The sequence below is a fragment of the Serratia sp. NFX21 genome (genome assembly GCF_048517035.1).
Taxonomy (GTDB): Bacteria; Pseudomonadota; Gammaproteobacteria; order Enterobacterales; family Enterobacteriaceae; genus Serratia; species Serratia quinivorans.
Map to the genome: position 1 here is coordinate 4708526 of NZ_CP183196.1, position 22004 is coordinate 4730529.

22 protein-coding genes and 1 other RNA gene are annotated in these 22004 nt (G+C 57.0%); 16 read left to right on the top strand and 7 right to left on the bottom strand.

Features of this window, described 5'->3' with window-relative positions; all coding sequences use genetic code 11:
* Nucleotide 1: 1 nt before the first annotated feature.
* Entirely contained in the window at nt 2-1315 is a 1314-nt protein-coding gene (pepP, locus tag ACNT1W_RS22005; RefSeq protein WP_419246140.1) for a Xaa-Pro aminopeptidase, read from the bottom strand.
* 60 nt (nt 1316-1375) lie between these two features.
* Complete coding sequence (locus ACNT1W_RS22010; RefSeq protein ID WP_012146622.1) at nt 1376-1954, bottom strand: YecA family protein; 579 nt, start codon at nt 1952-1954, stop codon at nt 1376-1378.
* Nucleotides 1955-2275: 321 nt separating this feature from the next.
* On the opposite strand from ACNT1W_RS22010, the gene zapA reads away from it, so the two are divergent.
* The 3 genes from zapA to ACNT1W_RS22025 all read left to right on the top strand — a co-directional run bounded on the left by zapA (nt 2276) and on the right by ACNT1W_RS22025 (nt 3466).
* Nucleotides 2276-2605, top strand: coding sequence for a cell division protein ZapA (zapA, locus tag ACNT1W_RS22015; protein ID WP_012146623.1), 330 nt, complete (start codon nt 2276-2278; stop codon nt 2603-2605).
* Nucleotides 2606-2646: 41 nt separating this feature from the next.
* Nucleotides 2647-2829, top strand: a non-coding RNA gene (gene ssrS / locus ACNT1W_RS22020) — 6S RNA.
* Nucleotides 2830-2857: 28 nt separating this feature from the next.
* Entirely contained in the window at nt 2858-3466 is a 609-nt protein-coding gene (locus ACNT1W_RS22025) for a 5-formyltetrahydrofolate cyclo-ligase (protein ID WP_112363468.1), read from the top strand.
* 43 nt (nt 3467-3509) lie between these two features.
* Here the strand turns inward: ACNT1W_RS22025 and serA are convergent, their stop codons facing one another.
* A complete protein-coding gene (gene serA / locus ACNT1W_RS22030) occupies nt 3510-4748 on the bottom strand; it encodes a phosphoglycerate dehydrogenase (RefSeq protein WP_012146625.1) in 1239 nt (412 codons plus the stop codon).
* A gap of 301 nt (nt 4749-5049) precedes the next feature.
* Nucleotides 5050-5706: a ribose-5-phosphate isomerase RpiA gene (gene rpiA, locus ACNT1W_RS22035; protein ID WP_017893879.1), complete on the bottom strand. Its 657-nt coding sequence runs from the start codon at nt 5704-5706 to the stop codon at nt 5050-5052.
* A gap of 203 nt (nt 5707-5909) precedes the next feature.
* On the opposite strand from rpiA, the gene ACNT1W_RS22040 reads away from it, so the two are divergent.
* Complete coding sequence (locus ACNT1W_RS22040) at nt 5910-6803, top strand: LysR family transcriptional regulator ArgP (RefSeq protein ID WP_012146627.1); 894 nt, start codon at nt 5910-5912, stop codon at nt 6801-6803.
* Nucleotides 6804-6852: 49 nt separating this feature from the next.
* On the opposite strand, the gene ACNT1W_RS22045 is transcribed toward ACNT1W_RS22040, so the two are convergent.
* The 3 genes from ACNT1W_RS22045 to ACNT1W_RS22055 form a co-directional block, all read right to left on the bottom strand.
* Entirely contained in the window at nt 6853-7584 is a 732-nt protein-coding gene (locus ACNT1W_RS22045; RefSeq protein WP_012146628.1) for an oxidative stress defense protein, read from the bottom strand.
* Between the two features lie 111 nt (nt 7585-7695).
* On the bottom strand, nt 7696-8313 hold the full coding sequence (argO, locus tag ACNT1W_RS22050) for an arginine exporter ArgO (protein WP_012146629.1): 618 nt from the start codon (nt 8311-8313) through the stop codon (nt 7696-7698).
* A 123-nt stretch (nt 8314-8436) separates the two neighbouring features.
* The gene (locus ACNT1W_RS22055) at nt 8437-9255 is read right to left on the bottom strand and encodes an IclR family transcriptional regulator (RefSeq protein WP_012146630.1); all 819 of its coding nucleotides are present in this window, start codon (nt 9253-9255) and stop codon (nt 8437-8439) included.
* 362 nt (nt 9256-9617) lie between these two features.
* Between ACNT1W_RS22055 and ACNT1W_RS22060 the strand changes: the two genes are divergently transcribed.
* The 12 genes from ACNT1W_RS22060 to ACNT1W_RS22115 all read left to right on the top strand — a co-directional run bounded on the left by ACNT1W_RS22060 (nt 9618) and on the right by ACNT1W_RS22115 (nt 21962).
* On the top strand, nt 9618-11171 hold the full coding sequence (locus ACNT1W_RS22060; RefSeq protein ID WP_012146631.1) for a sugar ABC transporter ATP-binding protein: 1554 nt from the start codon (nt 9618-9620) through the stop codon (nt 11169-11171).
* Complete coding sequence (locus ACNT1W_RS22065; protein ID WP_112363470.1) at nt 11164-12246, top strand: ABC transporter permease; 1083 nt, start codon at nt 11164-11166, stop codon at nt 12244-12246. Before ACNT1W_RS22060 ends, ACNT1W_RS22065 begins: the two co-directional genes overlap by 8 nt.
* 15 nt (nt 12247-12261) lie before the next feature.
* Nucleotides 12262-13362: a substrate-binding domain-containing protein gene (locus tag ACNT1W_RS22070; protein WP_419246141.1), complete on the top strand. Its 1101-nt coding sequence runs from the start codon at nt 12262-12264 to the stop codon at nt 13360-13362.
* An 11-nt stretch (nt 13363-13373) separates the two neighbouring features.
* On the top strand, nt 13374-14234 hold the full coding sequence (locus tag ACNT1W_RS22075; RefSeq protein ID WP_115183871.1) for an SMP-30/gluconolactonase/LRE family protein: 861 nt from the start codon (nt 13374-13376) through the stop codon (nt 14232-14234).
* A 256-nt stretch (nt 14235-14490) separates the two neighbouring features.
* Nucleotides 14491-15489, top strand: a complete 999-nt coding sequence (gene yiaK, locus ACNT1W_RS22080; RefSeq protein ID WP_012146635.1) for a 3-dehydro-L-gulonate 2-dehydrogenase — start codon at nt 14491-14493, stop codon at nt 15487-15489.
* Between the two features lie 13 nt (nt 15490-15502).
* On the top strand, nt 15503-15973 hold the full coding sequence (locus ACNT1W_RS22085; protein WP_259191632.1) for a YhcH/YjgK/YiaL family protein: 471 nt from the start codon (nt 15503-15505) through the stop codon (nt 15971-15973).
* 108 nt (nt 15974-16081) lie between these two features.
* Nucleotides 16082-17377 (top strand): MFS transporter, encoded by a 1296-nt coding sequence (locus ACNT1W_RS22090; protein ID WP_012146637.1) that lies wholly within the window; start codon nt 16082-16084, stop codon nt 17375-17377.
* Nucleotides 17377-18858 (top strand): FGGY-family carbohydrate kinase, encoded by a 1482-nt coding sequence (locus ACNT1W_RS22095; RefSeq protein WP_411228056.1) that lies wholly within the window; start codon nt 17377-17379, stop codon nt 18856-18858. Before ACNT1W_RS22090 ends, ACNT1W_RS22095 begins: the two co-directional genes overlap by 1 nt.
* Nucleotides 18855-19511 (top strand): 3-keto-L-gulonate-6-phosphate decarboxylase UlaD, encoded by a 657-nt coding sequence (ulaD, locus tag ACNT1W_RS22100; protein ID WP_419246142.1) that lies wholly within the window; start codon nt 18855-18857, stop codon nt 19509-19511. The genes ACNT1W_RS22095 and ulaD overlap by 4 nt, the downstream gene beginning before the upstream one ends.
* Before the next feature lies 1 nt (nt 19512).
* Entirely contained in the window at nt 19513-20373 is an 861-nt protein-coding gene (locus ACNT1W_RS22105; RefSeq protein WP_012146640.1) for an L-ribulose-5-phosphate 3-epimerase, read from the top strand.
* The gene (gene araD, locus ACNT1W_RS22110) at nt 20367-21068 is read left to right on the top strand and encodes an L-ribulose-5-phosphate 4-epimerase (RefSeq protein ID WP_012146641.1); all 702 of its coding nucleotides are present in this window, start codon (nt 20367-20369) and stop codon (nt 21066-21068) included. Before ACNT1W_RS22105 ends, araD begins: the two co-directional genes overlap by 7 nt.
* A 195-nt stretch (nt 21069-21263) precedes the next feature.
* On the top strand, nt 21264-21962 hold the full coding sequence (locus tag ACNT1W_RS22115) for an RluA family pseudouridine synthase (RefSeq protein WP_419246143.1): 699 nt from the start codon (nt 21264-21266) through the stop codon (nt 21960-21962).
* Nucleotides 21963-22004 lie beyond the last annotated feature (42 nt).

Here is a 22004-nt window from a genome sequence, read left to right on the forward strand (position 1 = left end):
ATTACCTTGCCGCCGCCATCAGTGCTTCGATGGCGTCAGCGTCTTTCACTACGCCGGCAGTCAGGTTCTCAATACCGGTCGCGGTGATCAGGATGTCGTCTTCAATACGAATGCCCATGCCGCGATATTCTTCCGGCACGTCGGCATCCGGCGCAATGTACAGCCCCGGTTCAACCGTCAGCACCATACCCGGCTCCAGCGTACGGTCGCGATCCGGCGTGCCGTAATGGCCGACATCATGTACATCCAGCCCCAACCAGTGGCCAAGGCCATGCATATAGAACGGGCGGTGGGCCTGCTCGGCAATTAACTGCTCTACTTCGCCTTTCAGGATCCCCAGCTCTACCATCCCGGTAATCATAATGCGCACCACCTCATCATTCACCACACGAATGCTGATGCCCGGCTTGAACATCTCCAGCGCCCGCGTCAGTGACGCCAGCACGATGTCATACACCGCGCGCTGCGGGCGGCTGAATTTGCCGTTGACCGGGAAGGTACGGGTGATGTCACCGGCATAGCCTTTAAACTCACAGCCTGCGTCGATCAACACCAGATCGCCATCGCGCAATTCGCTTTCGTTTTCGGTGTAATGCAGGATGCAGGCGTTGTCTCCACCACCGACGATGGTGTTGTAGGACGGGGAGCGGGCACCCAGGCGGGTAAACTCATGATGAATTTCCGCCTCGAGCTGATATTCGAACATCCCCGGACGGCATTTCTCCATCGCGCGGGTATGGGCCAGCGCACTAATTTCACCTGCGTGGCGCATGATAACCATCTCTTCGGACGACTTGAACAGGCGCATTTCGTGCAGCCACGGACGCCAGTCGGTCAGAGTCGCCGGTGCCTGAAGGTTCTGACGGAAGCCTTTACGTAGCTTGTCCAGCGCGTCGAACACTATTTTATCGGCATAGGCGTACTGGCCCTGTGCGTGGTAAACCACGTCCAGGCCATTAAGCAACAGAGGCAATTGATCGTTGATTTCATTGAACGGCAGAGCGCGGTCCACACTCAGCTTCGCCGGAGCGGCATCCTGGCCCAGACGGCGGCCAAACCAGGTTTCCGCCGCCAGATCGCGCACCCGGTTGAACAGCACGCTGTGGTTATGCGTCTCGTCACTTTTCACCAGAATCAGCACCGCTTCCGGCTCGTTAAAACCGGTCAGGTACCAGAAATCGCTGTTCTGACGGTAAGGATATTCAGTATCGGCACTGCGCGTCGCTTCCGGCGCAGAGAAAATAATCGCCGCGCTGGCCGGAGCCATTTTAGCCAACAGCGCCTGACGGCGGCTGTTGAATTCCTGCTGAGTCATCACCTTCTCCTGAAATCAATCTGCCTGTGCTCACGGCCTTAAGGACGTGAAATCGGGTATTTAGTGCAAGGTCGGTTTGGCATTTTCCGGTGCCGTCGGCTTGCGGCGGGTAAATTCGGTGTGGCACAAAATGGCCGCCATCCGCACATACTCCACCACTTCCTCCAGAGAGTGCTCAAGCTCTTCCTGGTCTTCGTCTTCTTCATAACCGAGTTGGGCGATATTGCGCAGATCGTCGATCGCCTCACCCACCTCGTCTTTCACCTGAGCCAGTTTCGGCTGCATCATGCCGAGCCCGAGCAGGAAATGGTTCACCCAACCGCTCAGCGCGTCGGCGCGGTCAAACACGCTGACCGTCTCGCCTTCCGGCATCATCAGTTGGAACATGAAATCGTCGTCTTCCAGCGTTTCACGCGTAATTTCATGAAGTTGCTGAAGTGGCAAGCTTAGCGCCTGCGGGAAGGCCACGCCTTCGTTTGTCAGATCATAGACCAGCGATTGCCAGCCGGCGTCGCGGCTGCCACCGCACAACAGGCCACTGATCAGGCCGTGCATTTCTGCAGCGGTCAACGCCACCGCTTGCTGGTTGAGGGCAAGGGTCAAAGATTGGTAACTTGGAAATGTATTCTGTATAGACATGCGTATTCGTCATCGTTGGCAGGATAAGTTCGTGTTATGCTACCACCAAGGTCCGTCGCTGTACCAGATAAGCACGACACCTCAGTGGCTAGTTATAATCGTGATGTGCCAGATTTCACACACTGCCGGCAGGGAACAAAATGAAGCTAAATACGCATTTTGAAACCCTTTTTTGACTGGTAATGTCTGTCGCAGTAGATTACAACCAGGTACTGAAAAAGGGGTTGTATCTTGGTACCGAGGTATATATAGTGGCGCCCGCTTTGGACGGCCCGGTAAGGGCAGGTTGAGGCTGGCGCGAAATTTAGGCAGGAAGGTGGCATGTCTGCACAACCAGTAGATATTCAAATTTTTGGTCGCTCTTTAAGAGTCAATTGCCCGCCAGAACAACAAGATGCGTTGAACATGGCAGCGGTCGATCTTAACGAACGGTTGCAAGATCTTAAAGTTCGCACTAGAGTCACAAATACTGAGCAGCTCGTTTTCATCGCGGCATTGAATGTTTGTCACGAACTTGCTCAAGAACGGTTGAAAACCCGTGATTATGCGTCCAATATGGAACAACGCATTCGCATGCTACAACAGACCATTGAACAGGCTTTGCTTGAACAGGGTCGCATCTCTGAACGTCAGGATGCACAATTCGAATAACTTAAGTTGCTGAAATCCAAGGTTTCGGCAATGAGTAAAAAATTTCTCTGAGATGTTCGCCAGCGGGCCAGTCCCCTGAGCCGATATTTAGTACCAACAGAATGTGATGATCCGCGATCGGTGTGCATGCTCGGCCCGCCGAGAAGCCTTAAGATTGCGACAGCACGTTCACCTTGAACCATGGGTTCAAGGGTTACAGCCTGCGACGGCATCTCGGAGATTCCCCCTTCCTCAGCGGTAAGTGTGCTGACTATGTCTTTTCAAGCCCAGTATGCCCAGCAGCGGCAGAACATCCGTAACCAAATCCGTCAGCGTCGACGCGCCCTAACCTCTGAACAACAAAATAACTTTGCCCTGCAAACTGCCGAACGTATCGCTGTGCATCCGCGCATCCAGGCGGCACACAGCATTGCAGTATTTTTGTCGTTTGACGGTGAGTTGGATACCCGTCCGCTGATTGAACGGTTATGGCAACAGGCCAAGCAAGTCTATCTGCCGGTGTTGCACCCGTTTAGCCCCGGCAACCTGCTGTTCCTGCGTTACACCCCGGAAACGCCGCTGGTTAACAACCGTTTCAATATCCTTGAGCCACAGCTCGATGTGCGCAACGTCTTGCCGGTCGGATCACTTGACGTGGTGCTGACGCCATTGGTGGCGTTTGACAGCTCGGGTCAGCGTTTGGGGATGGGCGGCGGTTTTTACGATCGCACTCTGCAAAACTGGCAGCATCTCGGCCCCTACCCTATCGGGTTGGCGCATGACTGCCAGCAGGTGGAACAGCTGCCGGTGGAGCATTGGGATATCCCGCTGCCGGAAATCATTACCCCATCTCAAAATTGGACATGGCAGATAGCCAAATAGAAAAGGCCGGAAAAATCCGGCCTTTTTGTCACCGCGTATTCAATCAGAGCAGCAGGCGAGCACGGATAGTGCCGTCAATAGCCTTCATGCGTTGCAGTGCAGCATCGGCACGTTCGGTTTCCGCTTCGATATCGATAACCACGTAGCCGATTTCCGGACCGGTTTGCAGGTACTGCGCGGCGATGTTCACCCCTTCTTCAGCGAAGATCTGGTTAATCTGCGTCAATACACCAGGACGGTTTTCATGGATGTGCAGCAGACGGCTGGCATTAGGGCCATGCGCCGGCAGTGATACTTCCGGGAAGTTAACCGCCGACAGGGTCGAACCGTTGTCGGAGTATTTCGCCAGCTTACCGGCCACTTCGTCACCGATATTCTCCTGCGCTTCCTGCGTAGAACCGCCAATGTGCGGAGTCAGGATCACGTTGTCGAACTCGCACAACGGTGAGATGAACGGCTCACTGTTGGTCGCAGGTTCTTCCGGGAAGACGTCGATCGCCGCACCGGCCAAATGCTTGCTGGCCAGGACTTTGCACAATTCTGGGATATCCACCACGGTACCGCGCGAGGCGTTGATCAGAATCGAGCCTGGCTTCATCAACGCCAGCTCTTCTGCGCCCATCATATTCTTGGTCGACAGGGTTTCCGGCACGTGCAGCGTCACTACGTCGCTCATATTGAGCAGATCGGACAGGTGGCGCACCTGCTGGGCATTACCCAACGGCAGCTTGTTCTCGATATCGTAGAAGAACACTTTCATGCCCAGGCCTTCGGCCAGGATCCCCAGTTGGGTGCCGATATGGCCGTAGCCAATAATCCCCAGCTTCTTGCCGCGCGCTTCAAACGAGCCGACGGCCAGCTTCTGCCATTCGCCACGGTGCGCTTTGGCGTTGGCGGACGGAATGCCGCGCAACATCAGCAGCAGTTCGCCCAGCACCATTTCAGCCACGGATCGGGTATTAGAGAAAGGTGCGTTAAACACCGGGACGCCGCGTTTGGTCGCCGCCTTCAAATCAACCTGGTTAGTGCCAATACAGAAACAGCCAACCGCCACCAGCTTCTCTGCGGCAGCGAAAACTTCTTCGGTCAGATTTGTGCGCGATCGGATACCGACGAAGTGAGCATCGCGAATCGATGCCTTAAGCGATTCGGTGTCTAACGCACCTTTGTGATATTCAATGTTGGTATATCCGGCTGCCAGCAGATTATCTACCGTGCTCTGATGAACCCCTTCCACCAACAGGAATTTAATCCTGTCTTTCTCCAATGATACTTTTGCCATTTACCCGACCCTATGTTCAGACTTCAGAAGCGGCTGTTGTGAAACAGCACGCATCCAACATAACAAAAATATCGCGGGCGGCAATACAAACGATTGCCCGCCCGTCAGTACAAGGCTCAGCGTTGTTGGTGGTTTCTGGCAGAAAATGCCATAGGGAAAGAAATAGACAGAAGCTTCGTGGAGCTATCGCTCGCAATGTGACATATGTCACCAAATTTGACGCTTTTAATAAAAGATATTTTAACCAGTGAATTATGCGGCCTGGTGGGATCCAAGACCGCATACCTGTAGCGGCACTACATTACTCGACAACCTTCACGCCGTCAGGCGTACCAACCAGCGCCACATCGGCACCCCGGTTGGCGAACAGACCCACGGTCACCACACCGGCGATGCCGTTGATTTTGTTTTCCAGCGCAATGGCGTCCATGATGCTCAGGTTATGCACATCGAGGATCACGTTGCCGTTATCGGTCAGGACATTCTGACGATACTCCGGCAGCCCGCCCAGCTTGACCAGCTCACGCGCTACGTAAGAACGTGCCATCGGGATCACTTCTACCGGCAGAGGGAATTTACCCAACACATCGACCTGTTTGCTGGAATCGACAATACAGATAAATTTGCGCGCGATAGCGGCAATGATTTTTTCACGCGTCAGCGCAGCGCCGCCGCCTTTGATCATCTGCATATGGCGGTTGATTTCATCCGCGCCGTCGACATAAATATCCAGTGAATCCACTTCATTGCTGTCGAAAACGTGGATACCGAGGCTTTTCAGCTTGGCGGTAGAGGCGTCAGAGCTGGACACCGCCCCTTCGATCTGGTGCTTGATCGAGCCGAGCGCGTCAATAAAGTGGGCGGCGGTCGAGCCAGTGCCAACCCCAACGATGGTGCCCGGGGTAACGTAATCCAGTGCTGCCCAGCCAACCGCTTTTTTCAGTTCATCCTGCGTCATAATATGTCCATTGCCTCTGTACGAAAACGTGTGCGTATTATAGGGTAAATCGCTATTTTTCACTTAGGCAGGATCACACTTCTTCACGCCAGGCCGCATTTTTAGGCGCGGTGCGGCAAGATGGCCCAGTGATTTTCCACCTGTAATACACCAGAGATGTGGCATAGTGCCTGTATCAATTTACTTTAAGGGATATCTTTCCGATGAAACGCCCAGACTATCGAACGCTGCAAGCGCTGGACGCGGTGATCCGTGAGCGTGGCTTTGAGCGCGCCGCGCAAAAACTTTGCATCACACAATCGGCAGTATCCCAGCGCATCAAGCAGTTGGAAAATCTGTTTGGCCAACCGCTGTTGGTGCGTACCGTGCCGCCACGCCCGACCGAACAGGGCCAAAAACTGCTGGCGCTGTTGCACCAGGTGGAATTACTGGAAGAAGAGTGGCTGGGCAACGATACCGGCATTGATACGCCGCTGCTGTTGTCGCTGGCGGTTAACGCCGACAGCCTGGCGACCTGGCTGCTACCGGCATTGAAACCGGTGCTGACAGATTCGCCTATCCGCCTGAACCTGCAGGTAGAAGACGAAACCCGCACTCAGGAACGTCTGCGCCGGGGTGAAGTGGTGGGTGCAGTGAGTATCCAGCCACAGCCGCTGCCAAGCTGCCTGGTGGATCAACTGGGCGCGCTGGACTATTTGTTTGTCGCCTCGAAGGGTTTTGCCGAGCGTTACTTCCCGAACGGGGTTACGCGCTCCGCGCTACTCAAAGCGCCGGCGGTGGCGTTCGATCATCTCGACGACATGCACCAGGCTTTCCTGCAGCAGAACTTTGATCTGTCGCCGGGGAGCGTGCCCTGCCATATTGTGAACTCGTCGGAAGCCTTCGTGCAGTTGGCACGCCAGGGCACCACCTGCTGTATGATCCCGCATCTGCAGATTGAGAAAGAGTTGGCTTCGGGTGAACTGATCGATCTGACGCCGGGTCTGTTCCAACGCCGCATGCTGTTCTGGCACCGCTTCGCGCCGGAGAGCCGCATGATGCGTAAAGTGACCGATGCTCTGCTGGAGCACGGCCGCCAGGTTCTGCGTCAGGATTAAATAGAAAAGGTTCGCCGCGGCGAACCTTTTTTACTGAAACCCACCTGCGTTATTGTGCCGCGTTACGCTGCAACTCAAACACCACATCCACCTGATCGTCAAAGTGAATGCTTTGCTGTTCGTAGGTTTGCGCCGCATCACTTTCCGCTGCCGCCCCCGCGGATTTATACATGCGCGCTACCGGCATCGGCTGGTAGTTGGCGACATGGTAACGAATGCTGTATACCGGCCCCAGCTTGGCGTTAAAGCCTTTCGCCAGAGACGCGGCCTGCTGAGTTGCGTTCTCGATGGCCTTCTGACGCGCCTGCTCACGGTAGACGTCTGGTTTTGCCACGCCCAGCTCAACGGAACGGATCTCATTGAGACCGGATTTCAACGCCCCGTCCAGCAGCTCGTTCAACTTGTCCAACTGGCGCAACGTCACCTGTACCTGACGAACGGCACGGTAGCCTTTCAGCACTGACTCACCGGTTTTCAGGTAATCATATTCAGGCTGGGTGCGCAGGTTGGCGGCGCTGATGTCTTTCTTCTCAATATTGTTTTTCTGCAGGAAATCAAAATATTGCGCTACGCGCTCATCAACCTGCTTCTTCGCCTGGGCGGCGTCTTTGGATGAAACGCTGACCTCGATCGCCAGGGTGGCGATGTCTGGCGTCGCGTCAACGCTGGAGGTACCCGAGGTCACTACGTGCGGCCCTTCCGGCACTTCTGCCGCCTGCAGCGCCAGAGGTAACGTCCCTAATCCAATCATTGCGGCCATAGCCAATGCTTTAAGCTTCACGGTGTCTCCTTGATGACAGGCTCTAACTGATTACCGGCCTGAAAGGCCAGTTCCTTGGCATCAAAGCTAGCATATCGCACGGGTTTTTGAATTCGGATTAGTGACAAATTCTTATAAACTTGCCCCTTGCCAGGCCAACTGCAAGGCGATGCCCCACATCACCACCCCGACCAATGTATTAATGATGCGCTGCGCCATTTGGGTTTTCAGCCACGGCGCCAGCCAGGAGGCCAACAGCGCCAGAGCGAAGAACCACACGACGGAAGCGCTCACCGCCCCCAGTGCAAACCAGGAACGTACGTCCGGCGTCAGTTGCCCTCCCAAACTTCCCAGCACCACAAAGGTGTCGAGATAGACATGCGGATTCAACCAGGTCACCGCCAGCATGGTAACCACCAGCCGCCAGCGGCTTTGCTTCAGCTCTTCGGCCGTCGCCAGCGCCAGTTGCCGGCTAAATGCGGTACGAAAGGCCCCCCAGCCGTACCACAGCAGAAAAGCTACCCCACCCCAGGTCACCAGCGCCAGCAGTAGCGGCGAGCGGCTCAGTAAGGCGCTGCCACCGAAAATCCCACCGCAGATCAGCACGATGTCGCTCAGCGCACACAACGACGCGACCATCAGATGATACTGGCGACGAATACCCTGATTCATAACAAAAACGTTTTGTGGGCCAAGCGGCAGGATCATCGCGGCGCTCAGGGCAAAGCCCTGCAAAAAGACAGCTAACATGGTATTCCTCACAGAGAAAAGAGCGCCGTTCAGCGGCGCGTATCGGTCAATACGCGCATCATAGGAGGAAAAAATTATTAGGTGAAATTGATAATTCTAATCAACTATCAGCAATGCTAATAATCAGGCGGGAATAACAAATCCCAGCTCCTGAGAAATACGCTGTGCGGTCGCCAGCACCGGCTTAATCAGGGCTTTGACACCAATCTGTTGCAGTTTGGCGGTCGGCAAAGAGACCGACACCGCATAAGGCACCCGCTGTTGAATATCAAATACCGGTGCCGCCACGCAGGACACCCCCAGCTCATTCTCTTCGCGATCCATCGCCATGCCCTGCTTGCGAATATCGGCCAGTTCCTCATACATCTTCGGCAACTCGGTGATGGTATTGCGCGTCAACGTCTGAATTTCATGCTGATGGGTTTGCCAGTAACGATCGGGATAATCGCTGTTGCCGTAGGCCATAAAAATCTTGCCCATCGCCGAGCAATACAGCGGCATATGCTGGCCGATATAGGCACGAGTGCGCATCATGCCGGTGGTTGGCTCCAGCTTGTAGATCAAAATGACATGGTCGTCTTCGCGGCTGGAGAAGTTGACCGTCTCCCCCACTTCCAGATTGAGCTGTTCCAGATGCGGCGCAGCGACATGGATAATATTCAGCGAAGAAAGCGCCTTCTGACCGACAGAAATAAACTTGGTGGTCAGGCGATAGCTGCCGGGCGACGGCGCCTGAGTGACATAGCCGCTGGTATGCAGCCCCTGCAGCAGGCGATGGACGGTACTTTTATTCATGCCGGCCAACTCAGACAGGTGCGCCAGTGGGCAGCCGTTAGGGAAGTTGCTCAGGATCTCAATCAGTTGCAAACCACGGAACAGGCTTTGGCTGCCCAGGGGTTTGTCTTTCTTATCATCTTTCTCGTCGACAGCTTTCAGGCTCATAGCGCAATTTCTCCAGTGTCGGGCCGCCAGCCAACGCCACGGCGTGGCAAACGGATCCTTTGCCGGGAATGTTACCCCAAGGCCCGCATCAGGTGAAGACGGAACGCCGTTTCATTGTCGTCAGCGGGTTAAAAACTCGCAACATTCCGCTAACTTCCGAAGTGAGTTGTGCGTCACAATTCCGCAAAGATATAAATAACCACTTGTTTTAAAAAGAAAATTAAAACCTCTCCTGCTTTGCTTTAGATCGGCAATCGGCATATTATTTTTGAAATTGAATTTCGCATGTTGAAATTTAAAGGCGATATAACCACCAATCAGCATCACGCCGATCGCGGATGCAGGGACCAGGGGCGCATCACATGACACCAGAAAATGCGGAACAACCCATTCTCACCCTCAGCCATATCGTCAAACGCTTTGGCGGTAACGTCGCGGTGAATGACGTCAGCCTGCAGGTGATGCCGGGCGAAGTCCTGGCCTTGCTGGGCGAAAATGGCGCGGGCAAATCGACGCTGATCAAAGTGCTGGCCGGGGTTTACCCACGCGACGCGGGCGATATTCAGTTTCAAGGGGCCAGCATAGCCTCCGCCGCGGCGATAAAAAGTGACAGCCGCCAGCCTATTGCCTTTATTCATCAGGATCTCGGGCTGATCGAATGGATGACGGTAGCGGAAAACATGGCGCTGGTGATGGGTTTCCCACGTCGTTTCGGCCTGATCGACTGGCGTGCCATTCGCCGCCGTGCCGTTCAGGCACTGCAGGATGTCGGCATAGAGTTGGATCCCGACGCCAGAGTCTTCGAACTGTCGCGTACCGAAAAATCGCTGTTGGCGATAGCCCGGGCGGTCGCGGTCAATGCCGAACTGCTGGTGCTGGATGAACCCACCGCCTCGCTGCCCGCCAACGATGTGCGCCACCTGTTCGCGGTGATTAACCGGCTACGTGCCAAAAAGGTCGGCATGATTTACGTCACCCATCGGCTGGATGAAGTAATCGAAATTGCCGACCGGGTGTGCGTTATGCGCGACGGCCGTTATGTGGCCGGTGGCAATACCGCCGATTATTCGCTGCGCGATCTGGTGCAGATGATCGTCGGCGAAGCAATGGCTGACGATCAGCGTGAACCTCTGCCTGAAAATCGGCCGCCCGTGCTGCAGCTCAATAACGTGGTGGTCGGTGATATCGGCCCGGTCAGCTTCAATCTGCAGCCTGGGGAAATGCTGGCGCTGGCCGGCCTGCGCGGTGCCGGACAGGAAGAAATTGGCCGGTTGCTGTTTGGCCTGCGTCACGCTGATGAAGGCGAAATCCGCTTTCGCGAGCAAGGCTACACTGCCAGCAGCCCACAGCAAGCCATGGCCTGCGGCGTCTCATTGGTCGCAGGGGATCGCACCGGCGAAAGCCTGGTGATGTCGATGAGCGTGCGTGAAAACCTGTTTATCAACCCTGTGGCCAGCGGCCACAAACTGCTGTCACGCTACAGCCGCCGGGCCGAGATCGGGGCCAGTTGGTGGAAAGTCCAGTTGTTCGACGTGCGGCCCAAGGACGTCAATATCGATATCAGCGCCCTGTCCGGCGGCAACCAGCAAAAGGTGGTCATGGCACGCTGGATGCATCTGGGCGCCCCACTGCTGATCCTGGAAGACCCTACCGCCGGCGTCGACGTCGGCGCACGGGCGGAAATCTACCATCTGTTAAATAAATCCCTGGAGGAAGGCGTGGCGGTATTGGTTATCTCTAACGACTTTGAGGAGATCGCCCATATCTGCAACCGCGCACTGGTATTTAACCGGGGAAAAGTGGTCGGCGAGCTGAAAAATCAGCAGGTGTCATTCGCCAATTTATTGGAACTGGCCTCCGCCAGCGCCGGGGAAACTCTCGAGACAAGGTTAGAATCTGAGGTGGGTCATGTCTAAAACATCTGTTAAATCAACGGCACTGGAACAAAGAGTCAGCCTGTCGCAGGACGGCGCCGGCCCGTGGCTGATGCAGGTCCTTACCCGCTACGGCCTGCTGTTGCTGTGCATTGCGCTGGTGCTCCTGTTTTCACTGATCTCCCCCACGTTCGCCTCAATGCTGACGCTGCAGGCGATCCTCTCCAGCAAAGCAAAAATCGCCCTGTTGGCGCTGGCGGCGACCATCCCGATGATCGTCGGCAAAATTGACCTTAACGTCGGCTTCGGCATCGTGCTGTGGCATATCCTGGCCATTACCTTACAGGTGGAATACGGCTTTTCGTGGCAGATGGCGGTGCTGACGGTGCTGGCACTCTCCGCGCTGTACGGCCTGTTGAACGGTATTTTGGTGGCACTGGCGGATATAGACAGTTTCGTCGCCACCCTCGGTTCAGGCACCGTGCTGTATGCCATTGCGCTGTGGCACTCCGGCGGACGACAGATCGTCGGCGATCTGCCGGACGCCTTTATCGCCCTGCACCACACCGAGATCGGCGGGATCCCGATCGTGGCGTTCTACGTGTTGATCGTCGCGGTGGTGCTGTGGTTGATCACCGAACACACTCCACTGGGCCGTTGCATGTATGCCGTTGGCGGTAACCCGGCGGCGGCGCGGCTGAACGGCATTTCGGTCAATCGCTTTACCATCGGTGCCTTTATCGCCTCCAGCGTGCTGACCGGCTTTAGCGGGGTGCTGATCGCCGCCGAGCAGGGTGTTGGCCAGGCCAGCGTCGGCATGGACTATCTATTGCCCGCGCTGGTGGGCGCCTTCCTCGGCAGTACCACCATTCGTCCCGGTCGGGTTAACGTCTGGGGCACCGTAGTCGGCATCGCCATTCTGGCTATCGGCATCGCCGGTATCCAGCAGTTCGGCGGCGAGTTCTGGGTCGAACCGCTGTTTAACGGTGCGACGCTGTTGCTGTCAATCACGCTGGCAGGCTACGCCCAACGCCGTCGGCTACTCAATCAAAAAGCGGTTCAACGCAGCCCAGCCATTCCGGCTGATAAAAATAACCATAAAGCGATCAATCCTTAACCAGGAGTTCACCGAATGAAACATCTTTGGATATTGCCCACCACCCTGCTGCTGGCCGGCACCGCCTCATCCGCCTGGGCCGATGCCTATCTCGACCAGGCCACGGCGGCGGTCACCAAGGCCACCGCCAGCGTGACCCAGTGGGATGGCCCCACCAGCGGGCCAAAGTTACAGGCCAACAAGAAAATCATCTTTATCGCTTCGGACATGAAAAACGGCGGCGTGCAGGGCGTGCAGGAAGGGCTGAGTGAAGCGGCGAAAGCGGCCGGCTGGAAATTGGAAACCCTGGATGGCGGCGGCTCGGTGAAAGATCAATTGGCGTCACTGAACCAGGCGATTGCCCAGAAGCCGGACGGTATCGTGATCGGCGGCTGGAACCCGAACGTAGCCAAGATCCCGCTGAAAAAAGCCATCCAGCAAGGCATTGTGCTGACCGCCTGGCATGCGGTGCCTGAGCCGGGGCCAATCGCCAAATACAACGTGTTTTACAATGTCACCTCCGACTCCAATGACGTGGCACGCATCGCCGCCCAGTATGCGGTGGTGCAGTCCGGCGGCAAGGCCAACGTGTTGATCTTTACCGATTCGCTGTACCAAATCGCGCTGGACAAGGCCAACGTGATGAAAGAGGAAATCGGCAAATGCAGTGGCTGCAAGGTGGTCGAGTTTATCGACACCCCGCTGGCGGATACCGCCAACCGCATGCCGGCCATGACTTTCAGCCTGCTGCAAAAATACGGTGACCAGTTCCAGTACGCGCTGGCCATTAACGATCTGTATTTTGATTTTATGGCCCCGGCGCTGAAAACCGCGGGCAAAGGCGGCAACAATGCGCCCTACAGCATCTCGGCCGGCGACGGCTCTATTTCCGCCTATCAACGCATCCGCTCTGGGGGCAGCCAATCGGCTACGGTACCGGAACCGCTTAAACTGCACGGCTGGCAACTGCTGGATGAGTTTAACCGCGCCTTCGCCAAACAGCCGCCTTCCGGCTACGTCACCCCGGCGCACCTGGTGACCCGCGACAATATCACTGCCGACGGTGGCAGCAGCAATCGGTATGACCCGCAAAATGATTATCAGGGCCACTACAAAGCCATTTGGGGCGTGAAGTAAGCGGAGGCAGCATGAACCCACTGATGACAGGTCACCCGCTTGAACGCCTGTGCTCACCGGCCATTTGGGCCGAGGGGCCGGTGTGGCTGCCGCTGCAGGATGCGGTGGTGTTCAGCGACGTGAAAGGCAACCGCATGTTCCACTGGTCGCGACAGGGAGAACTCAGCCTGTGGCGCTCCCCGTCGCACTATGCCAACGGCAATGCGCGCGATACCGAAGGCCGGGTGATCAGCTGCGAACACGGGCGGCGCGGCATCAGCCGCACCGAAAGCAACGGTGAGATGCAAATGCTGGTCGATCGGGTAGACGGCAAGCGCTTCAACTCCCCTAATGACCTGGTGGTTCGCTCCGATGGCACCCTTTGGTTTACCGACCCACCCTATGGCATCACCGGGGATGAAGAAGGCTACAAATCGGAAAGCCAGATCATCGGCTGCTACCTCTACTGTTTTGATCCGCGCGACGGCTCGCTGAACATTGCCGCCAGTGACCTGCAGCGGCCAAACGGCCTGGCGTTCTCACCGGATGAGTCACTGTTATATGTGGCGGACATGTCGATCGTCGATTTCCCGACCCTCGGCCGCAGTGAACTGCGGGTGTATCAGGTCAATGGGCGTGAACTGGATGCCGGTCGGCGTTTCGTCAGCGTGGCACCCGGCTTCCCGGACGGCTTTTGTGTTGATGAGATCGGTAACCTGTTTTGCAGCTGTGCCGATGGGGTACTGATCTTCAACAGCCAGGGAAAACAGCTAGGTAAGATTGAGGTGCCGGAACGCGTCTCTAACTGCACCTTCGGCGGGCCGGACGGCAATGAGTTGTACATTACCGCCACCACCTCGTTATACCGCATGGTGCTGAATACTCGCGGATAACGGGGAAAAATGATGTTGGCAGAGCGGGCCTGTTCCGCTCTGCTTTGCCACGTCTGAAGCACGTCAACACCCCAAAACGTGTTGTCGATCACAAATTCATCAGATTAATTTAACACACTGTTTTATATAAATAACTTTCTCCTCCGTCGCTTTGACTTCGTTTAACCGCAGGTATAGCATTTATTTGAAATGCAATTCCGTATATTGAAATACGAAGAGCATAAAACAAACAAATACGCCGTAGCGGAGAATCAGGATGAGAGTGAGTTACACCGATCTAAAGCAGCAATTCAAACGCGTGCTATTGGCGCGTGGCGTGGCGGAAGGCACCGCCGATGACTGTGCCGGTATGTTCGCCGATACCTCCGCCAGCGGCGTTTACTCCCACGGCGTTAACCGTTTCCCACGTTTTATTCAGCAGTTGGACGCTGGCGATATTGTGCCGGACGCCGAACCCAGCAAGCTGCTGTCGCTGGGTGCAATTGAGCAATGGGACGCCCATCAGGGCATAGGTAACCTCACCGCCCGCAAGATGATGGATCGCGCCATGCAGTTAGCCGACGGCCACGGTATCGGGCTGGTGGCCCTGCGTAATGCCAACCACTGGATGCGCGGCGGCGGCTACGGCTGGCAAGCGGCTGAGAAAGGCTATATCGGTATTTGCTGGACCAACTCAGCAGCAGTGATGCCGCCCTGGGGGGCCAAAGAGTGCCGCATCGGCACCAATCCATTGATCGTCGCGGTGCCGGGTAACCCAATCACCATGGTAGATATGTCGATGTCGATGTTCTCCTATGGCGCGTTGGAGCTGAACCGGCTGGCGGGCAAAACCCTGCCAGTGGACGGCGGCTTTGACAACGACGGGCAATTGACGCGCGATCCGGCCACCATTGAAGAGAACCGTCGCATTCTTCCGATGGGCTACTGGAAAGGATCGGCGCTGTCGGTAGTGCTGGATATGATCGCCACCCTGCTTTCCGGCGGATCTTCAGTCGCGGAAGTCACCGAGGACAACAGTGACGAGTACGGCGTGTCGCAGGTGTTTATCGCCATTGAGATCGAACGCTTGATCGACGGTGCCACTCGCGATGCAAAACTGCAGCGCATCATGGACTACATCACCAGCGCCGAACGCGATAACCCGGAGGTGGCTATCCGCCTGCCGGGCCATAAATTCCCACGCATTCATGCAGAAAACATGCGTGACGGCATTCCGGTGGATGAGCGCATCTGGGCGCGCATTCAGGCGCTGTAACAGGAGAAACACCATGATCTTTGGCCATATCGCCAATACCTCACCGGAGCACTACCCGGCACCGGTGGCTCACGCCATCGCCTATTTGCAAGGCACGGATTTCAGCGCCCTGCCCGCCGGACGTTATCAGGATCCCGCTACCGGCTATGTAGTACAGGTGCTGGATCTGCACACCCAGCAACCGAGCGATCTGCGGCCCGAAGTGCACCGTCAAAATGTTGATGTGCAGTTTCTGGTCAGCGGCAGCGAATTGATCGGCGTGGCGGCGGATCGTGGCGATAACCCGATCCATCAGGAATTACTGGCGCAGCGCGACATTATTTTTTATCAGGACGTCGCGGATGAATCCTGGTTAACCATGCAGCCCGGTAATTTTGCGGTATTTTTCCCGCCGGATGTTCATCGCCCGGCCTGTATTCATCAACAACCCTGCGATATTCGCAAAGTAGTGGTGAAAATACCGCTGGCATTATTTAGCGCCTGACCGACAGCAAAGGAATCAAAGATAAAAATCATCAGCCTACGGGCGGGTGTGGGCGCCCCTGCGCCTTAAACCACCAAAACAATAAAATCTGACCCTACAGGTGTATATATGAATATTGCCTCTGTTTCTGTCACTCAAAACCAGGCGATCCCCAAATTACGCTGGCTGCGGATCGTACCGCCGATCCTGATTACCTGCATCATTTCCTATATGGACCGGGTGAATATCGCCTTCGCCATGCCCGGTGGTATGGATGCCGAGCTGGGTATTACCGCCTCGATGGCCGGTTTGGCCGGCGGCATCTTCTTTATCGGTTATCTGTTCCTGCAGGTACCCGGCGGCAAGTTGGCGGTGTACGGCAACGGCAAGAAATTCATCGGTTGGTCGCTGCTGGCTTGGGCGATTATTTCGGTGCTGACCGGGCTGGTCAGTAACCAGTATCAACTGTTGTTCCTGCGCTTTGCCCTGGGCGTTTCCGAGGGCGGCATGCTGCCGGTGGTGCTGACCATGATCAGCAACTGGTTCCCGGACAAGGAACGCGGCCGTGCCAACGCCATCGTCATTATGTTCGTGCCGATAGCCGGTATTCTCACCGCCCCGCTGTCCGGCTGGATCATCACCGTCTGGGACTGGCGTATGCTGTTTCTGGTGGAGGGCGCGCTGTCGCTGGTGGTGATGGTGCTGTGGTACTTCACCATCAGCAACCGTCCGCAGGAGGCCAAGTGGATTTCAGCAGCGGAAAAAGACTACCTGATCAAAACGCTGCATGACGAACAACTGCTGATCAAAGGCAAAACGGTGCGCAACGCCTCGCTGCGCCGGGTGTTGGGCGACAAGATCATGTGGCAGCTGATCCTGGTGAACTTCTTCTACCAGACCGGGATTTACGGCTACACCCTGTGGCTGCCGACCATCCTCAAGGGGCTGACCAACGGCAACATGGAACAGGTCGGCATACTGGCTATTCTGCCCTACATCGGTGCCATCTTCGGCATGCTGGTGATTTCCTCACTCTCCGATCGTACCGGAAAACGCAAAATCTTCGTCGCGCTGCCGCTGGCCTGCTTCGCCATCTGCATGGCGCTGTCGGTACTGTTGAAAGATCACATCTGGTGGTCCTACGCGGCGCTGGTCGGCTGCGGGGTATTCATCCAGGCCGCCGCCGGGGTGTTCTGGACCATTCCTCCCAAACTGTTCAATGCCGAAGTGGCAGGTGGGGCACGCGGCGTGATCAACGCGCTGGGCAACCTGGGCGGTTTCTGCGGCCCTTATATGGTCGGCGTATTGATCAGCCTGTTCAGCAAGGACGTCGGCGTTTATAGCCTGGCGGTATCACTGGCCATTGCCTCGGTGCTGGCGCTGATGCTGCCGAACAAATGCGACCAAAGCGCGAGGGCCGAATAATGGACTATTGGTTGGGGTTGGACTGCGGCGGCACCTTTATCAAAGCCGGGCTGTATGACCGTCAGGGGGCTGAGCTGGGCATCGCTCGCCGCAACCTGGAAATTGTCTCGCCCCAACCGGGTTGGGCGGAGCGGGATATGCCTGCGCTATGGCACACCGCTGCCGAGGTGATCCGCGAGTTGCTGACCCGCAACAAGATTGCTGTCGGTGATATTCAGGCCGTCGGCATCTCGGCGCAGGGCAAAGGGGCGTTTCTGCTGGACCAGCAAGGGCAGCCACTGGGCAATGCCATGCTGTCTTCTGACCAGCGCGCACTGGCGCTGGTGCAGGAATGGCAAAAACAGGGCGTGCCGCAGACGCTGTATCCGCAGACCCGGCAAACGCTGTGGACCGGCCACCCGGTGTCGCTGCTGCGCTGGGTTCGGCAGCATCAGCCGGAACGTTATCGCCAGATTGGCAGCGTGCTGATGGCCCACGATTATCTGCGCTACTGCCTGACCGGCGAGTTGGCCTGTGAAGAAACCAATATCTCCGAATCCAATCTTTACCAAATGGCCGAGGGTCGCTATGACCCGGCGCTGGCACAGCTGCTGGGCATTGGCGACATCATGCCCACCCTGCCGCCGATTGTCGGTTCGGCCGAAATCGCCGGACGGATCAACGCCGCCGCTGCAAAGGCAACCGGGCTATTGGCAGGTACGCCAGTGGTCGGCGGGCTGTTCGATGTGGTGTCCACCGCGCTGTGCGCCGGGTTACACGACGAAACGCGGCTCAACGCAGTGATGGGCACCTGGTCGGTTACCAGCGGCATTACCGACAAAATCACCGACGGTTTCGACCACCCGTTTGTTTATGGTCGCCACGCCGAAGCCGGCAAATACATTGTGCACGAAGCCAGCCCAACCTCTGCCGCCAACCTGGAGTGGTTCTGCCGACAATGGGGGCTGCAGGACTACGCCCAGCTCAACGACTGGGTAGCAACGCTGCCGAAGGCCGACAGCAGCCTGCTGTTTGTTCCCTTCCTGTACGGCTCCAACGCCGGGTTGGGCCTGAGCGCCAGCTTCCATGGTATGCAGGCCTTCCACCAGCGCGAGCATTTGGTACAGGCGATTTATGAAGGCGTGGTGTTCTGCCATATGACCCACCTCAACCGCATGCGGCAACGCTTCCCTGCGGCTACCGCGCTGCGCGTCACCGGCGGTCCGGCCAAATCCGCCCCCTGGATGCAAATGTTCGCCGACGTCAGCGGCCTGCCGGTGGAACTGCCGCAGGTGGAAGAAACCGGCTGCCTGGGTGCAGCCATGGCGGCAATGGTCGGCAGCGGCGTATTCAGCGATTTCACTGCCGCCCAGCGAGCGCTGGCACCGCGCATCGAACGGGTGCTGCCGGACGCAGCAGCAGCAGAGGCTTACGGTAAAAAATATCAATGTTATCAGGCGCTGGTAGCCACGCTGCAATCCATCCAGAAGGAGGCCCTATGAGCAACAAACCGCGTCTGCAACTGGCGCTCGATCACACCCGGCTGGACGCCGCCCTGCAAACGGCAGAACGCCTGCAGCCGCACGTCGACATTATCGAGGCCGGCACCATTTTATGCATCAGCGCCGGTATCCAGGCGGTGAGCGCGCTGCGTGAACGCTGCCCACAACATACGCTGGTGGCCGACCTGAAAGTGGCCGATGCCGGTGGCACGCTGGCGCAGCAGGCCTTCAACCACGGTGCCAACTGGATGACGGTGATCTGCGCCGCGCCGTTAGCCACCATGGCCAGCGCGCTGGAGGTGGCGCAACAGCACCAGGGCGAGATCCAGATTGAGCTGTTCGGCCGCTGGACGCTGGACGATGCCCGGCAGTGGCGCGAGCTTGGCATCCGCCAGGCGATCTACCACCGTGGCCGCGACGCCCAGGCCAGCGGACAAACCTGGGGCCGACAGGATTTGGATCTGATGAAAGCGTTGTCGGATCTGGGCATTGAGCTGTCGGTCACTGGCGGCATCACCCCGACCGATTTACCGCTGTTTAAGGACATCGCCGTTACCGCTTTTATCGTCGGCCGGGCGTTGGCAGAAGCTGCCGATCCGCTGACCGCCGCCGGTCAGTTCCGCACCGCCATTGATGACATCTGGAGAAGTTGATATGCGCCAGCACCCATTGGGAATTTATGAAAAAGCCCTACCGAAACACCTGACCTGGCCCGAGCGTCTGGCGCTGGCCAAGGCCTGCGGTTTTGATTTTGTCGAAATGTCGGTGGATGAAAGTGACGAACGGCTGGCACGCCTGAGCTGGAGCAAAGAACAGCGGCTGTCGCTAGTCAGCGCCATGCTGGAAACCGGCATCAGCATCCCATCAATGTGCCTGTCCGGCCACCGCCGCTTTCCGTTCGGCAGCCATGACGATGCGCTGCGCCAACGCGCCTTCGAGGTGATGGAACAGGCGATCCAACTGGCGAAGGACGTAGGTATCCGTACCATCCAGCTCGCCGGTTATGACGTCTATTACGAACAGCAGGACGAAAGCACCCTCGCCCGCTTCACCGAGGGCATGCAATGGGCGGTCGAACGCGCCGCCGCCGCCCAGGTGATGCTGGCGGTGGAGATCATGGACACCGCTTTTATGAACTCAATCAGCAAGTGGAAGGCATGGGATACCTGCCTGGCATCGCCGTGGTTCACGGTCTATCCGGACGTCGGCAACCTCAGCGCCTGGGGCAATGACGTGGCGCAGGAACTGGCGCTGGGCATTGACCGCATCGCCGCCATCCATCTGAAAGACACCTATCCGGTCACCGAAAGCTCGCCAGGGCAGTTCCGCGACGTGCCCTTTGGCGAAGGCTGCGTCGACTTCGTCGCGCTATTCCGCACGCTGAAACAGCTTAACTATCGCGGCGCTTTCCTGATCGAGATGTGGACCGAGAAAGCCGAAGAGCCGGTGGCAGAAATCGTACAGGCACGCCGCTGGATCGAACAAAAAATGCAACAAGGGGGTATGACATGCTAACGCTGTCGCAGCTGAAACAACAGGTACTGGAAGCCAACCTCGACCTGCCGCGCCATAACCTGGTGACTTTCACCTGGGGCAACGTCAGCGCGGTGGATCGCGAACGCGGGCTGGTGGTGATCAAGCCTTCCGGCGTGGAATATGAACACATGGTGGCCGAGGACATGGTGGTGGTCAGCCTCGCCAGTGGCCAAACCGTCGAGGGCAGCAAAAAGCCCTCCTCGGACACCGCCACCCATCTGGCGCTGTACCGTGAATTTGCCGATATCGGCGGCATCGTACACACCCATTCGCGCCACGCCACCATCTGGGCGCAGGCCGGGCTGGACATCCCCGCCTGGGGCACTACCCACGCCGATTATTTCTACGGTGCCATTCCCTGCACCCGGCTGATGACCGAGGACGAAATTGCGCAAGATTACGAACTGGAGACCGGCAAGGTGATTATCGACACCTTCCACCGACGCGGTATCAGCCCGAACGCCATTCCGGCGGTGCTGGTCAATTCACACGGCCCCTTCGCCTGGGGCAAGGACGCGCACAGCGCGGTACACAACGCGGTAGTGCTGGAAGAAATTGCCTATATGGGGATTTTCTCGCGCCAGTTGACGCCGGGCATCAGCAGCATGCAGCCCGCGCTGCTGGATAAACACTACCTGCGCAAACACGGCAAGAATGCTTATTACGGGCAATAAATAGGGTTGGCGGGCCTCAGTTCCAGTATCAAAAGTTTTCACCGGATGCTTTGAGGCATCTGGTGAAAATAAAGTTAGCTGGCATGGAAATCAGCCTTCTCGGTTTTTCCCCCGCCCTGTTGCCAGGCGATCGTAATTCGTCAGCCGGTTTAAAATTCGTTATCATCCGCACCCACTCTCCCTCCGGGTAGCCTGATGTCCAAGATTATCGATACCTTTATTGCCCCGCCGTGCCATGAGCAGATCGAGATCCTCTATCAGGACGAAAGTCTGGTGCTGATCAATAAGCCCAGCGGGTTGCTCAGCCTGTCGGGGAAAAATCCGCAAAATCTCGATTCAGTGCATCATCGGCTGGTACAGCAGTTCCCCGGCTGCACGTTGATCCACCGCCTGGATTTCGGCACTTCCGGGTTGATGGTGATTGCCCGCAATAAGGCTATCAATGCCGCCCTCTGCCAGCAGTTCAGCCAGCGTACCGTGACCAAAGTGTACAGCGCACTGCTGTGCGGGCATCTGGCCGATAACGAAGGGGTGATAGACGCAGCGATTGCCAAAGATCCGGCGTTGTTCCCGCTGATGTCGATTTGCGCCATCCACGGCAAGCCCGCTCGCTCCGGCTATCAGGTCATTGAGCGCTTTTATCATGAGTTGGCAGACGGAACGTCACTGCCATTGACGCGGGTGCAGCTAACCCCGGAAACCGGGCGTACTCATCAACTGCGCATCCACTGTCAGCAATTGGGCCACCCTATTTTGGGCTGTGACCTGTATGGCGGTCTCCTGCTGCCCGGCACCGAACGGACCCCGCGGCTGATGCTGCACGCCAGTGAGCTGCATTTTGTTCATCCCATGACCGAAGAGCCAATCAAAGCCCATCACGCCAGCCCGTTCTGAAAGCGAAAGTATCTATAATTAGCGCCTCCTGCTTCCCCTGCG

Excerpts from the sequence above, each read along its gene's own strand:
- ACNT1W_RS22025 (WP_112363468.1), top strand. The coding sequence starts at position 2,858 with ATGTCTTTTCAAGCCCAGTATGCCCAGCAGCGGCAGAACATCCGTAAC.
- ACNT1W_RS22010 (WP_012146622.1), bottom strand. The coding sequence starts at position 1,954 with ATGTCTATACAGAATACATTTCCAAGTTACCAATCTTTGACCCTTGCC.
- ACNT1W_RS22115 (WP_419246143.1), top strand. The coding sequence starts at position 21,264 with ATGTCCAAGATTATCGATACCTTTATTGCCCCGCCGTGCCATGAGCAG.
- rpiA (WP_017893879.1), bottom strand. The coding sequence starts at position 5,706 with ATGACGCAGGATGAACTGAAAAAAGCGGTTGGCTGGGCAGCACTGGAT.
- pepP (WP_419246140.1), bottom strand. The coding sequence starts at position 1,315 with ATGACTCAGCAGGAATTCAACAGCCGCCGTCAGGCGCTGTTGGCTAAA.
- ACNT1W_RS22085 (WP_259191632.1), top strand. The coding sequence starts at position 15,503 with ATGATCTTTGGCCATATCGCCAATACCTCACCGGAGCACTACCCGGCA.
- ACNT1W_RS22105 (WP_012146640.1), top strand. The coding sequence starts at position 19,513 with ATGCGCCAGCACCCATTGGGAATTTATGAAAAAGCCCTACCGAAACAC.
- ACNT1W_RS22070 (WP_419246141.1), top strand. The coding sequence starts at position 12,262 with ATGAAACATCTTTGGATATTGCCCACCACCCTGCTGCTGGCCGGCACC.
- ACNT1W_RS22090 (WP_012146637.1), top strand. The coding sequence starts at position 16,082 with ATGAATATTGCCTCTGTTTCTGTCACTCAAAACCAGGCGATCCCCAAA.
- ACNT1W_RS22075 (WP_115183871.1), top strand. The coding sequence starts at position 13,374 with ATGAACCCACTGATGACAGGTCACCCGCTTGAACGCCTGTGCTCACCG.
- zapA (WP_012146623.1), top strand. The coding sequence starts at position 2,276 with ATGTCTGCACAACCAGTAGATATTCAAATTTTTGGTCGCTCTTTAAGA.
- ACNT1W_RS22095 (WP_411228056.1), top strand. The coding sequence starts at position 17,377 with ATGGACTATTGGTTGGGGTTGGACTGCGGCGGCACCTTTATCAAAGCC.
- yiaK (WP_012146635.1), top strand. The coding sequence starts at position 14,491 with ATGAGAGTGAGTTACACCGATCTAAAGCAGCAATTCAAACGCGTGCTA.
- ulaD (WP_419246142.1), top strand. The coding sequence starts at position 18,855 with ATGAGCAACAAACCGCGTCTGCAACTGGCGCTCGATCACACCCGGCTG.
- ACNT1W_RS22040 (WP_012146627.1), top strand. The coding sequence starts at position 5,910 with ATGAAACGCCCAGACTATCGAACGCTGCAAGCGCTGGACGCGGTGATC.
- serA (WP_012146625.1), bottom strand. The coding sequence starts at position 4,748 with ATGGCAAAAGTATCATTGGAGAAAGACAGGATTAAATTCCTGTTGGTG.
- ACNT1W_RS22065 (WP_112363470.1), top strand. The coding sequence starts at position 11,164 with ATGTCTAAAACATCTGTTAAATCAACGGCACTGGAACAAAGAGTCAGC.
- ACNT1W_RS22055 (WP_012146630.1), bottom strand. The coding sequence starts at position 9,255 with ATGAGCCTGAAAGCTGTCGACGAGAAAGATGATAAGAAAGACAAACCC.
- ACNT1W_RS22060 (WP_012146631.1), top strand. The coding sequence starts at position 9,618 with ATGACACCAGAAAATGCGGAACAACCCATTCTCACCCTCAGCCATATC.
- argO (WP_012146629.1), bottom strand. The coding sequence starts at position 8,313 with ATGTTAGCTGTCTTTTTGCAGGGCTTTGCCCTGAGCGCCGCGATGATC.
- araD (WP_012146641.1), top strand. The coding sequence starts at position 20,367 with ATGCTAACGCTGTCGCAGCTGAAACAACAGGTACTGGAAGCCAACCTC.